This is a genomic window from Serratia sp. BIGb0234 (assembly GCF_024809915.1).
GTDB lineage: Bacteria > Pseudomonadota > Gammaproteobacteria > Enterobacterales > Enterobacteriaceae > Serratia > Serratia liquefaciens.
The window spans coordinates 222,338-235,861 of record NZ_JANUEI010000003.1; the positions used below are offsets into that span (position 1 = coordinate 222,338).

The 13,524-nt window shown below is 57.9% G+C and carries 10 protein-coding genes; 3 read left to right on the plus strand and 7 right to left on the minus strand.

Annotation, left to right across the window (positions count from 1 at the left end):
* Positions 1-12 precede the first annotated feature (12 nt).
* Entirely contained in the window at positions 13-1,503 is a 1,491-nt protein-coding gene (locus M2407_RS13900; RefSeq protein WP_046372568.1) for a UxaA family hydrolase, read from the plus strand.
* Between the two features lie 57 nt (positions 1,504-1,560).
* Here the strand turns inward: M2407_RS13900 and sstT are convergent, their stop codons facing one another.
* The 5 genes from sstT to M2407_RS13925 form a co-directional block, all read right to left on the minus strand.
* Positions 1,561-2,796 carry a serine/threonine transporter SstT gene (gene sstT, locus M2407_RS13905; protein ID WP_020831792.1) on the minus strand — a complete coding sequence of 412 codons (1,236 nt, stop codon included), beginning with the start codon at positions 2,794-2,796 and terminating at the stop codon, positions 1,561-1,563.
* A gap of 267 nt (positions 2,797-3,063) precedes the next feature.
* Complete coding sequence (locus tag M2407_RS13910; RefSeq protein WP_128864532.1) at positions 3,064-4,041, minus strand: TerC family protein; 978 nt, start codon at positions 4,039-4,041, stop codon at positions 3,064-3,066.
* 258 nt (positions 4,042-4,299) lie between these two features.
* The gene (locus tag M2407_RS13915) at positions 4,300-5,031 is read right to left on the minus strand and encodes a glutamine amidotransferase (protein WP_020831790.1); all 732 of its coding nucleotides are present in this window, start codon (positions 5,029-5,031) and stop codon (positions 4,300-4,302) included.
* Position 5,032: 1 nt separating this feature from the next.
* Positions 5,033-6,013 (minus strand): Gfo/Idh/MocA family protein, encoded by a 981-nt coding sequence (locus M2407_RS13920; protein ID WP_128864533.1) that lies wholly within the window; start codon positions 6,011-6,013, stop codon positions 5,033-5,035.
* Positions 6,014-6,113: 100 nt separating this feature from the next.
* Entirely contained in the window at positions 6,114-6,620 is a 507-nt protein-coding gene (locus tag M2407_RS13925; RefSeq protein ID WP_122080277.1) for a M48 family metallopeptidase, read from the minus strand.
* A gap of 149 nt (positions 6,621-6,769) precedes the next feature.
* Here M2407_RS13925 and rlmG point away from each other — a divergent pair, with 149 nt between their 5' ends.
* Complete coding sequence (rlmG, locus tag M2407_RS13930) at positions 6,770-7,909, plus strand: 23S rRNA (guanine(1835)-N(2))-methyltransferase RlmG (RefSeq protein ID WP_115060554.1); 1,140 nt, start codon at positions 6,770-6,772, stop codon at positions 7,907-7,909.
* Between the two features lie 44 nt (positions 7,910-7,953).
* Here the strand turns inward: rlmG and M2407_RS13935 are convergent, their stop codons facing one another.
* Entirely contained in the window at positions 7,954-9,975 is a 2,022-nt protein-coding gene (locus tag M2407_RS13935) for an FAD-dependent oxidoreductase (protein ID WP_128864534.1), read from the minus strand.
* A 426-nt stretch (positions 9,976-10,401) separates the two neighbouring features.
* On the opposite strand from M2407_RS13935, the gene M2407_RS13940 reads away from it, so the two are divergent.
* Positions 10,402-12,021 carry an ABC-F family ATP-binding cassette domain-containing protein gene (locus tag M2407_RS13940; RefSeq protein ID WP_259218426.1) on the plus strand — a complete coding sequence of 540 codons (1,620 nt, stop codon included), beginning with the start codon at positions 10,402-10,404 and terminating at the stop codon, positions 12,019-12,021.
* A gap of 14 nt (positions 12,022-12,035) precedes the next feature.
* On the opposite strand, the gene M2407_RS13945 is transcribed toward M2407_RS13940, so the two are convergent.
* Positions 12,036-13,508 carry a PLP-dependent aminotransferase family protein gene (locus tag M2407_RS13945; protein WP_259218427.1) on the minus strand — a complete coding sequence of 491 codons (1,473 nt, stop codon included), beginning with the start codon at positions 13,506-13,508 and terminating at the stop codon, positions 12,036-12,038.
* Positions 13,509-13,524: the final 16 nt, after the last annotated feature.

Consider the following 13,524-nt stretch of genomic DNA (forward strand, 5'->3'; position numbering starts at 1 on the left):
CGAGGTGGGTTTATGCAAAGCATGGTAAAAATTCATTCGCTGGATAATGTCGCGGTGGCACTGCGCGATCTGGCGGCCGATGAAACGTTGATGCTGGACGGCACGGCAATTCGGCTTGCGCAGCCGGTAGCGCGCGGGCATAAGTTTGCGCTACGGCCGATTGCCGCCGGTGAGGCAATCATCAAATATGGCCTGCCGATCGGCCATGCACTGGAGACGATTGCTTCCGGTGTACATATTCACTCGCAAAATGCCAAAACTAACTTGAGTGACCTGGACAGCTATCAGTACCAGCCGCAATTTCCCGTATTACCGCCGCAGGCTGCGGATCGGGAAGTGCAGCTTTATCGCCGTAGCAGTGGGGAAGTAGGGATCCGCAACGAGCTGTGGATCATACCGACCGTTGGCTGTGTCAACGGCATTGCCCGACAGATCCAGCAGCGTTTCCTCAAGGAAACCCAGGATGCGCAGGGGATCGACGGCGTGCACCTGTTCAGTCATCCGTTTGGCTGCTCCCAACTGGGGCAAGATCATGAGAACACCCGCACCATGCTGCAAAACATGGTGCGCCATCCCAATGCTGGCGCGGTGTTGGTGATTGGCCTGGGGTGCGAGAATAATCAGGTGGATGTTTTCCGCAGTACCCTGGGTGCGGTTGATGATCAGCGGGTGCGCTTTATGGTCTGTCAGCAACAGGACGATGAGGTAGAGGCTGGGTTGGAACAGCTACATGCGCTGTACCAGGTGATGCGCGATGATCGCCGTCAACCGGGCAAGCTGAGTGAATTGAAATTCGGGCTGGAGTGCGGCGGGTCTGACGGGCTGTCCGGCATCACCGCCAATCCGCTGTTGGGGCGTTTTTCCGACTATCTGATTGCCAACGGCGGCACGACGGTACTGACTGAAGTGCCGGAGATGTTTGGCGCCGAACGGATCCTGATGAGCCGCTGCCGCGATCGTGCGACGTTCGACAAGACCGTCAGCATGGTCAACGATTTCAAACAGTATTTTATTGCCCATAACCAGCCGATTTATGAAAACCCTTCGCCGGGCAACAAAGCCGGTGGGATCACCACGCTGGAGGAGAAATCGCTCGGCTGCACGCAGAAAGCCGGGCACAGCCAGGTGGTGGACGTGCTCAAATATGGCGAACGGCTGCGGCAACCCGGTTTAAACCTGCTGAGTGCGCCAGGCAATGACGCGGTAGCGACCAGCGCGCTGGCCGGCGCCGGTTGCCATATGGTGTTGTTCAGCACCGGGCGCGGTACGCCCTATGGCGGTTTCGTACCGACGGTGAAGCTGGCGACCAACAGCGAACTGGCGGCGAAGAAGCCGCACTGGATCGACTTCGATGCCGGCCGGTTGATCCACGGCACCCCGATGGAAAGTCTGCTGGAGCAGTTTGTCGATCTGATCGTGGCGATTGCCAATGGTCAGCCAGCACGCAACGAAACCAATGATTTCCGTGAGTTGGCGATTTTTAAGAGCGGAGTGACATTGTAAGGCGACAGTCGTAAAAAAGGCGCCCGATCACGAGCGCCTTCTGGAACATTTTGGGGATTAACGCACTTTCAGCGGGTCTTCATCCGCTAAACGCTGATCTTCCGCCTGACAGGCAGCTGCGGTGAACAGCACGTCGGTCGAGGAGTTCAGCGCGGTTTCGGCGGAGTCTTGCAGTACGCCGATGATAAAGCCGACTGCCACCACCTGCATTGCCACGTCGTTCGGAATGCCGAACATGTTGCAGGCTAATGGGATCAGCAGCAGTGAACCGCCTGCCACGCCGGAAGCGCCGCAGGCACAGATAGCCGCGACGACGCTGAGCAGCAACGCCGTGGGCACATCAACCGGGATCCCCAGAGTATGCACCGCCGCCAGCGTCAGCACGGTAATGGTGATGGCGGCGCCAGCCATGTTGATGGTGGCACCCAGCGGGATGGAAACCGAATAGGTGTCTTCGTTCAGATTCAGCTTTTTGCACAGCTCCATATTCACCGGGATGTTGGCGGCTGAGCTGCGGGTGAAGAAGGCGGTCACGCCGCTTTCGCGCAGGCAGGCAAACACCAGCGGGTAAGGGTTGCGACGGATTTTCCAGTAAACGATCAGCGGGTTCAGCACCAGCGCCACCAACAGCATACAGCCGATCAGCACCACCAGCAGTTGCGCATAGCCCCAAAGCGCACCGAAACCGGTATCCGCCAGCGTCGAGGCCACCAGACCGAAAATACCGAGTGGAGCGCAGCGGATCACCGCGCGTACCACCAGGGTGACCGCATGTGACATATCGTTAATCAGCGATTTGGTGGTTTCAGAGGCGTGGCGCAGCGCCAGCCCCAGACCCACGGCCCAGGCCAGAATGCCGATATAGTTGGCATTAATCAGCGCATGGAACGGGTTGGCGACCACGCTCATCAGCAGGCCTTTCAGCACCTCAATAATGCCGCCCGGCGGGTTGATATCCGCATTGCCGGTTACCAGCGCCAGGTTGGACGGGAACATAAAGCTGACCACCACCGCCACCAGCGCCGCGGCGAAGGTCCCCAGCAGGTAGAGGAACAGGATCGGGCGGATATTGGTTTTTTGCCCGTGCTTGTGGTTGGCGATTGAGGCCATGACCAACACCAGCACCAATACCGGCGCTACCGCTTTTAGTGCCCCGACGAACAGGGCGCCAAGCAGGCCCACCGCAGAAGCTGCTGCCGGTGAGATTAACGCCACGATAATCCCGGCCACCAGGCCGATCATGATTTGTTTAACCAGACTGCCCTGTACGATCCTGTGTAGTAAGTTTTGCATAATGCTTTTTCCCGATGATGTTGCGTACAGACTTTGTCACCTCGGTGGGAACGCCACCGGACAACTTTATAGGGATCTGTAACCAAGTGTGTTTGCCGAATCAGTATTCAGTAAAGCCTGGGTATTGGAAAGGGGAGAGGGTGAAATTCTGAGCGCGGATCAACTCTTTATAACATACTGATTACATTTGTGTGATCGCAATAACATTTGGCGTTTGGGGGGAATTGCCAAACAATCGCGGGGCGGCAAGCCGCCCCGGCTAACAGATTATGGTGCTTTATGATTGGCCAGACGGTCGTTACGACGGTTAACCCAGGCGTTGATCACCAACGTTAACGTCAGGATACCGGCCACCACGCCGAGCGAAACGCCGATCGGGATATGGAAGAAGTCGATAATCAACATCTTGACGCCGATAAATATCAGGATAATCGACAGGCCGTATTTCAGCATCGAGAAACGCTCAGCCACGTTAGCCAGCAAAAAGTACATGGCGCGCAGGCCCATGATGGCGAACAGGTTAGAGGTCAGAACGATAAACGGATCCGTGGTCACGGCGAAAATCGCCGGGATGCTATCGACCGCAAAGATCACGTCACTCAGTTCCACCAGGATTAGCACCAGCACCAGCGGCGTAGCGAACAGCAGGCCGTTGCGGCGCACGAAGAAACGTTCACCTTCCAGGTTGTCGGTCATACGCAGGTGGCTGCGCAGCCATTTCACCAGCGGCTTGTCACCAATCGCCGAGTCATCTTCTTTTGCCAGCGCCATCTTGATACCGGTAAACAGCAGAAACGCACCGAACAGATACAGCAACCACTGGAACTGGGTCACCAGCCAGCTGCCGGCGAAGATCATGATAGTACGCAGCACGATCGCGCCCAGTACGCCAAAGATCAGCACACGACGCTGCAGGTTGGCCGGAACGGCAAAGTAGCTGAACAGCATCAGCCAGACGAAGACGTTATCGACCGCCAACGCTTTTTCGATCAGATAACCGGTGAGGAAGGCCAACGCCTGGGTGTCGGCGACGGCGCGCCCGGCGGTTTGGTTCAGGTAGTACCAGAAGCCCAGGTTGAACAGCAAAGAGAGGCTGACCCACACCAGCGACCAACTGGCGGCCTGCTTGAGCGTCATGGTGTGTGCGCCTTTGCGGCCTTGCAGCAGTAAGTCGATTGCGAGCATCACAACTATGATGGCGGCAAAGCTGCCCCATAACCAAGGTGTGCCAACGGTATTCATCATCAGAGGTATCCTTCAAAAACAAAAACGGCCAACGTCGGAAGACGCTAGCCGCTCTTATGAACGCTGCAAGCAAACCTCGCCTTCCGGCAAGGTCTCACTTACAACGTTGATGAAGGTGCACTGATCGTGCCCGTTACATCATGTTGCCCGGTAACCGGATGCTTGCGCATCGTAATGACGATTGACCGGCAATGAAGTTACTCCCCTTTGCACGGCAGAAAGTAATGCAAAATATGTCAGCGGTCAACGTTTATTAAGTTACCCGGCCAGGGCTTTTTGCGCGCCGAGGCTGACGACAAATCCCTGCAGCAGCAGCCGACTGAACGGCGTATCGCTAACCTGCTGTTGCTTAAGCTGATACGCTGCCTGCTGCTCAGGATACAGTTCACCGAGCCAGCTCAGATACTGATGCATCACCGCGCCGTTAAATTCCGGATGGAACTGGGTCGTCAGCACGCGATCGCCATAACTGAGGATCTGATAGGCATCCTGTTGCGACCGGGCCAGCGGCACTGCGCCGGCGGGGGGCGTCAACACGCTCTGCGAGTGGATCAGATTGGCTTTGAAGCGCGGCGGTAACATCGCCATTCGCCGGTCGTTGGCGGCGGCGGGCAGCAATTCGACGTCCAATGTGCCGACTTCCATACCCTGCGGGTGATAACCGACTTCACCGCCAAGCGCATAGGCCAACAGCTGGTGCCCGTAGCAGGCACCGAAGATCGGCAGCTGGATCTGCATCGCCTGGCGCAGCCACTCGGCGGCTTGCTCGCTCCACGGCAGCCGTTCGGTCACCATCGCCGGTGAACCGGTGATCACCACGCCGGCATAATTTTGCGGCGGCAGCGGCTGCTCGCCTGCGGGAAGGTGCACGATCTGCACGCGATCGGCATCAATGTTCCCCTGTTGCAAGAACATGCCGTCGAAGTTGGCCTTTTCCCGGCGGATAACCTCTGGGGCATCGCCGGTTTGCATCAGTAATAAGGGTTTCATGTCACTCTCCGTCGGCAGGGAAGACCACGCCGGTCTGGCGGCGAATTTCGGTCAGCAGGCGGGCGATAATCAGTGAATTCTCCAGCCCCGGGTGTTCCACCTGCCGTTTTTCCACCAGATCGGCGAACACCTGTGCCTCATACAGCATGGTATTGATGTGCTGAGGACGGGTCAGATCCTGACGATGGCCGCCGCGTGGGGTCAGCACCACGCCCTGACACTCAGAAATTTTCTCAATCACCAGCGTTCCTTCTTCGCCCTGTATCTCACTGGGAATGTCCGAGTTGCTGACTTTGGAGTGGGAGAGGGTGACGTCGAAATCGCCGTAGTTGAGGCAAGCGGTACCGTGGGCATCCACACCGGTATCCAGCAGCGCCGCGCTGGCAATCACCGATTTCGGTTCGCCGAACAGGGCTACGGCGCTGGCCAGGCAGTAATAGCCAATGTCCATGATTGAACCGTTGGAAAACTGCGGATTGAAGGTGTTCGGATTCTCGCCGGCCAGATAACGCGGGTAGCGTGACGAGTATTGGCAGTAGTTGAGGAAGGCTTTGCGCAACCTGCCGATTTGCGGCAACGCCTGTTGCAGGGCCAGGAAATTCGGCAGATGAGCGCTTTTGAAAGCTTCGAACAGCACCACCTGATTTTCACGCGCGCAGGCCACCAGCTTTTCGGCTTCACGCAGGTTGGACACCAGCGGCTTTTCGCAAATCACATGCTTTTTATGGCTGAGGAACAGCAGCGATTGTTGGCAGTGAAGGGCGTTGGGGCTGGCGATGTAAACCGCATCGATGGCATCAGATTGGGCCAATGCTTCAAGGGAATCGAAAAACAGGCTGACGTGGTAGTTGGCGCCAAATTCCTGCGCTTTTTCCAGCCTGCGCGAATAGACGGCGGTCAATTTCAGCTTGCCGCTTTCGTGCGCGGCGTCGATAAAGCGTTCCGTAATCCAGTTGGTGCCCACAACGGCAAAGCGAATCATAGATATCTCCGGTTCCCAGGCGCTGTACCCTATGCGCTTCACACGTCGCACAGGGTAGAAAGAATCAGATTATCACGGCATTTACAGAAGGCGAATCTCGCTATGCATACAGATCGCCAAACACGGAGAGGTGGGTCAGATACAGTCGGGTGTCGAATTCCAACTGATGGTAATTGGGTTCCATATGGCAGCACAGGCTGTAGAAGGCCTTGTTGTGGTCTTTCTCTTTCAGATGCGCCAACTCATGTACCACGATCATGCGCAAAAACGGCTCAGGCGCCAGCTTGAAGACCGTCGCCACGCGGATTTCCGCCTTGGCCTTCAGTTTGCCACCCTGCACGCGGGAAATGGCGGTGTGCATGCCCAGCGCGTGTTTCATCACCTGAATTTTACCGTCGTAAGCCACCTTGCTCAGCGGTTGAGCGTTGCGCAAATACTGGTTTTTCAGATCGACGGTAAACTGATAAAGCGACTTGTCGGTAGTGCAGTCATGCACTTGCGGATAGCGCTGCAACAGCACATCCCCCAGGCGTCGTTGGTCGATCAACTGCTGCACCTGGCTTTGCAGATGTTCAGGGTAGCCCTGCAGGTAGGTCAGTTCGGACATCATCTTCCCGTTTTGGCCTCAATTGAGCGGGTCATTGTATGATGTTTTTTCGTGCAAAGCCCGCAAAGGGCAATTTATCCGAAAAAACATTTTACTGCCGGACGTTTTTAGGGGATAAACAGCCCAAATTTTATCAGTCAGGAGGGGCAATGAGCCAACTCGATCTGGGAACACAGCAACTTGAGCTGGAACGTTATCCCCAACAGGAAGAATCCACCCAACTGCAGGCGTGGGAAGCGGCGGACGAATATCTGCTGCAACAGCTTGAAAATATAAACATTGGCGATCGTCCGGTGCTGATTTTCAACGACAACTTCGGCACGCTGGCCTGCGCCTTGCACGCTCATCAGCCTTACAGCATCAGCGATTCCTACATGAGTCAGTTGGCAACTCGCCATAACCTGAAACTCAATGAACTGGATCCGGAGCAGGTGACGCTGCTGGACAGCCTGGCCGAACTGCCTGCATCACCGGCAGTGGTGCTGATCCGCATTCCTAAAGCGCTGGCACTGCTGGAACAGCAACTGCGCTCGTTGCGCAACGTGGTGGCGCCGGATACGGTCATTATCGCCGGAGCCAAGGCGCGTGACGTTCACACCTCGACCATGCAGCTGTTTGAAAAGGTGCTTGGCCCAACGCGCACCAGCCTGGCATGGAAGAAAGCGCGTCTTATCCACTGCGAAGTGACGGACATTGTGCCACCGGCGGCCCCGGAAACCACCAACTGGACGCTGGACGGCACGGATTGGCTTATCCACAACCATGCCAACGTGTTCTCGCGCAGCAATCTGGACATCGGCGCGCGCCTGTTCCTGGAACATCTGCCGAAGGATCTGGAAGGGCATATTGTCGATCTCGGCTGTGGTAATGGCGTGATTGGCCTGACGGCACTGGCGCAGAATCCGCAGGCTCAGGTGACGTTTGTCGATGAGTCTTATATGGCGGTGGCCTCCAGCGAGTTGAACGTAGAGCACAACCTGCCGCAGGATCTGGATCGTTGTCAGTTTGAGGTGAACAACTCACTGGCGGGGATTGAGCGTGAAAGCGTGCAGGCGGTACTGTGCAACCCACCGTTCCACCAACAGCATGCGATCACCGATCACACCGCTTGGCAGATGTTCTGCGACGCCAAGCGTTGCCTGCAGGTCGGTGGCGAGTTGCGCATCGTCGGCAACCGTCATCTGGATTACCACCATAAGCTGAAGCGCCTGTTTGGCAACTGCACCGTTGTGGCATCCAACAAGAAATTTGTGATCCTCAGAGCGGTGAAATCCGGCGCACGTTACTGATTGACCGAGGGGCGCGGTGAATGCGCCCCTCCATGATTAGCGAATTAAAGTGCCATTGCCAGCCGCGTGCCCTGATCGATAGCGCGGCGGGCATCCAGCTCGGCGGCGACGTCCGCACCCCCAATCAAATGCACGGTTTTTCCCATCTCAAGCAGCGGTTGCTGCAGTTCGCGTCTGGGTTCTTGTCCGGCGCAGATAATCACCGTATCCACCGGTAGGCAGCTTTCCTGTTCGGCGCGTGAAATATGCAGGCCTTCATCATCAATGCGTTGGTAGTTCACGCTGTTGAGCATTTTTACACCGCGCATCGCCAGGCTGGTGCGGTGGATCCAACCGGTGGTTTTCCCCAGGCCTTCGCCCACTTTGCTGGTTTTGCGTTGCAGCAGGTAGATCTGCCGAGCAGGGCGGGCAACCACTGGCCCCTGCACCGCCAGCCCGCCGCGTTGGCTAAGCTGGTCATCGATACCCCATTCACGGTTAAATTCCGCCGGATCCAGACTGCTCGACACCCCGTGTTGGCTGAGGTATTCGGCGGTATCGAAGCCGATGCCGCCGGCACCGATAATCGCCACGCGCTGGCCGACCGGCTTTTTATCGCGTAGCACATCCAGATAGGTCAACACTTTGGCGTTGTCGATGCCGGGGATTGCCGGGGTACGCGGCACAATACCGCAGGCAAGGATCACTTCGTCGAACTCCGCCAGATCGGCCGCCGTCACCCAGGTGCCGAGCTTCACATCGACCTCTTGCAGCATCAATTGGCGACGGAAATAACGCAGCGTTTCATGGAACTCCTCTTTACCGGGGATCTGCTTGGCGATATTGAACTGGCCGCCAATCTGATCGGCAGCATCGAACAGCGTCACCCGGTGGCCGCGGCTGGCTGCGGTAGTGGCAAAGGCCAATCCGGCCGGCCCGGCTCCGATCACCGCCAGCTTTTTCGGCTTCTCCGTTGCCACCAGCGGCATCTCGGTTTCGCGACAGGCTCGAGGGTTCACCAGGCAGGAGGTGAGTTTGCCTTCAAAAATCTGGTCGAGGCAAGCCTGGTTACAACCAATGCAGGTATTGATTTCATCGGCACGCCCTTCGGCGGCTTTCTGCACAAAAGCGGCGTCGGCCAGGAACGGGCGGGCCATTGATACCATGTCGGCGCAGCCGTCGGCCAAGACCTGCTCCGCTACCGCCGGGTCGTTGATGCGGTTGGTCGTGATCAGCGGAATGCGCACCTTACCCATTAGCTTGCGGGTCACCCAACTGAATCCTGCTCGCGGCACCATGGTGGCGATGGTGGGGATACGCGCCTCATGCCAGCCAATGCCGGTGTTGATAATAGTGGCCCCGGCTTGCTCAATGGCCAGCGCCAACTGTTCGATTTCCTGCCAACTGGAGCCATCCTCAACCAGATCGAGCATCGAAAGGCGATAAATCAGGATAAATTCGTGGCCGACCGCCTGGCGTACCGCCCGGACGATCTCCACGGCAAAACGCATGCGGTTGCTGAAGCTGCCGCCCCATTGATCATCACGCTGGTTGGTGCGTGCGACCAGGAACTGGTTGATCAGATAGCCTTCGGAACCCATCACTTCGACGCCGTCATAACCCGCCTGTTGAGCTAAAGCCGCGCACTGCGCGAAGTCTGCGATAGTTTGCAGAATGTCCGCTTCGCTCAGTGCGGTAGGGGTAAAGGGATTGATCGGCGCCTGTAGCGCGGAGGGGGCTACCGGCTGCGGCTGGTAGCTGTAGCGACCGGCATGCAGGATCTGCAGCGCAATTTTACCGCCGGCCTTGTGGACGGCGTCGGTGACGATGCGGTGATGGTCGACCTGCTCCGGGTGGCTCAGGGTTGAGCCGCCGCGATACACCACACCTTTTTCATTGGGGGCGATGCCGCCGGTGACGATCAACGCCACGCCGGCTGCAGCGCGCTCGGCATAGAAAGCGGCCATGCGCTCGGGGCCATTCGGCAGTTCTTCCAGGCCGGTGTGCATCGATCCCATCAGCACCCGATTTTTCAGGGTGGTGAAGCCGAGATCCAGCGGCGCCAGCAGGTGTGGGTAATTGCTCATTGCAGTCTCCATCATTCATCCCCTTCATCTTTCAAGCTGCAGCGTTGTTGGCTGCTTTCGCTCACCCCAGTCACCTACCTGAGTAAGCTCCTGGAGACTCGCGAACTTGCTGCCTCGCTGCCGCGTGAAAGCTATTGGGTATGATCTGTAGTTATTATTATGTGCGACCTCAAGTGGTCGGATGAGATAAATCTAGCCGTTGTCTCTGTCGTTGGGAATCTGCGTTGCGCTGAATGTGATAGATGTCATGAATCTGTGCCTCTGTTTGCATGGTGAACAACAAATGGGTTAGCATTCGTTCGTCATAAATTTCCTCTCTCTACGGAGCCATCACCGAAAATGAACACACACGCCTGCTGATATCTTGTCCCACGTTGCGCACACCGGTGCCTTGTGGGGATGTTTTGATTTCATTCAGGAGTGCTTATGGCTCATTTTGCGCAATCCCCTCATTTTGTTTTACATCACCTGATCTGCCAGTTCGCTGACGGCGAAACGCTGTTCGGTCCCTTGGATTTGACTTTCGATCAGCAACGCTGCGGCCTGGTTGGGCGCAATGGCGTCGGCAAAACGCGCTTGCTGCGTTTGATCGCCGGACTGGATCATCCCGGTGGCGGGCATGTTGAATCCCATGCATCGCTGGCTTACGTCGCGCAACAGCCGGAGCTCTCCCCACAGACTACGCTGGCCCAACTGCTGGGCTACGGTGAGATATTTGCCGCATTGGCCCGCCTTGAGCAGGGGCAACCGCTGGCGAACGATCTCGATCTTTTGGAAGGTCAGTGGGATCTGTGCGATCGTCTGCAGGCTGCCTTTGTCGCCGCCGGGTTACCGGCGTTCGATGCGCAACGCCCCGTGAGCGATTTGAGCGGCGGTGAACGAATGCGTGCCGCGCTGTGTGGGGCGATACTGAGCAACGCGGATTTTTTGTTGCTCGACGAACCGACCAACCACCTCGACGGCCGGGGCCGCGACTGGCTGTATCAACAGGTGGAACAGTGGCGTGGGGGCTTACTGGTGGCCAGCCACGATCGGCAGCTGTTGGCGCGTATGCAGCGCATTGTCGAACTGACGCCGGGCGCATTGCACAGCTACGGCGGCAACTACGGCGACTATCGCCGCCAGCGTGATTTGGAGCAGCAGGCCGCACGAGCCGGGCTGGAACACGCGCGCCAGGAACGGCGGCGCACCCGGGCCCGGCAGCAGAAAGAACACGACATCAGCCAACGGCGCTCTGCGCAAACGCTGAAAACCGTCGATACGCTCAATATCGCGTCTTTTGAGCGTGTGGCCTACAAAGCGGCGGCCAAAGAAAGCCTCGGCACGCTGCGCAAGCAGCATCAGGACCAGAAGGATGCCCTCGATGCCGCCGTGCGCGATGCCTATCAGCGGGTGGAAGACGACTGCCCGGTGATGCTCACCCTGCCGGGCAGCGCCGTGGTAGCGGGCAAGCAGGTGTTGGTACTCGAACAGTTGGAACTGCCTTTTATCACCATGCCGCCGCTGAATTTTCGCATTGATGGCCCGATGCGCGTGGCGCTGACCGGCCCGAACGGCTGCGGAAAATCCACGTTGCTGAAGGTGATCCTGGGGCAGTTGGCGGCCAAAGCGGGGAGTTGTCACTGCCCACTGTCGACGGCTTATCTCGATCAAACCCTTTCACAGCTCGATCTTTCGCTGTCTGTGGTTGAACATCTGGGGCTGCAGGACTCACCGCTCAATGAGGGTACGGTACGCAGTCAATTGGCGCAGTTGCAGCTAAACGCCGAACGCGTGCTGTTGCCGATGGCGGTGCTGAGCGGCGGCGAACGACTGAAGGCGGCGCTGGCCTGCATGCTGTGGCGTCGAGAGCCGGCGCAGTTGTTGTTGCTGGATGAGCCCACTAACCATTTGGATCTGGCGTCGTCACTGGCAATCGAGGCTTCGCTGGCCAGCTTCCCCGGCGCGATGCTGGTGGTTTCTCATGATGAAAACTTCCTGCAGGCGCTGAAATTGACCCATCGTTTGCAGTGGCAGGCGGGGGAATGGCACCTACAGAGCTTATGAGGCTCATTAGTGCCTTAGGGCCGAGGGGGGATGCACTCCAACAGCAGGGTAAAAGCGGCGGCCATCTGCTCTTCCGGTACGCAGGCAAAGCCCATCAGCAGGCCGCGGCGATGGTTGGGCAACATGTAGTAACGCGACAGCGGCCGTACCAGTACGCCACGCGTATTGGCTGCGGCGGCAATCGCCACATCGTCCGCCTGGTCCGGCAGGTTGAGGATCAGGTGCAGCCCGGCATTGTTATTGAATTCACTCAGGGCCTGCTTACCCAGATGCTGCTCGATAAGACCGGTTAGGAAGGCGCGCCGCCGGGCATACAGCAGGCGCATGCGGCGGATATGTGCGCTGTAGTGGCCTTCCTGAATAAACTGCGCCAGCGCGGTCTGGATCAGCAAATGGCCGCCTCGATACAGTTCCGCGTGGGCAGTTTTCAGCGCCGCCATCAGCGGTTTCGGCAACACCACATAACCCAGTCGCAGCGCCGGATACAGCGTTTTGCTGAAGGTGCCGATATAGATCACCGGCGCGTCGGCTTCCAAGCCCTGCAACGCCGGGATCGGCTGACCGGAAAAGCGAAACTCGCTGTCGTAGTCATCTTCAACAATCCAACTGCCGGCGTTGCGCGCCAAGGCCAATAACCGTTGCCGACGCGCCAGGCTCATCACCGATCCCAATGGGTACTGGTGCGACGGCGTGACGAAAATCAGCCGCGGCGCCTCGGTAGGCTGTTCCGGTGGCACCATACCGGCTTCATCCACCGCCAACGGGCAGATATTCACGTCGTTCATCCGCAGGATATTGCGGATCCCCCAATAGCCCGGTTCTTCAATCCATGCGTCATCGCCCGGATTACACAGCAGGCGTGTCACCAGATCTATCGCCTGATGGATGCCTTCGGTAATCAGAATTTGCTCTGGCGAACAGCGTACCGAGCGCGCTACGCGCAGATAGTCCACCAGCGCATGCTGCAGCTCCGGACTGCCGCCCTGGTTGCTGTAGGTCAACTTCTGCGGGGCCGGACGACGACTGATACGCGCCTGGATCTTGCTGAATAACTGGTGTGGGAAAGCATTGACGTCAGGCACGCCGGGGATAAAGGCGCCCCACTGTTTGGGGCTGGCGCTGGCGTGGTGCAGCAGAGTGGCACCGCGCGCTGACAGTTCAATCCGTCGCTGTTCCCCGTCACTGCCTGCTGGCGTGCTGACGGTGGATAAACAGCTGTCCGGGACGGTTTCGGCGACGAATGTACCGCTTCCGGCGCGCGCCAAGACATATCCTTCCGCCAAGAGTTGTTCATAAACGGTTAATACAGTGTTACGAGAAAGGCTGAGCTCCTGGGCTAAATCCCGTGAGGCGGGCAGGCGGCTGGAGGGCGGCAGGCTACCGTCCAAAATGCTGGTGCGGATCGCATTATAAAGCCGCTTATGCAGCTTATCATCCGGCTGTTCGCCAAGACGTTGCAACAGCAGGTCACCACTCAGTGAGCGCAATTGGATCCCTCAATTA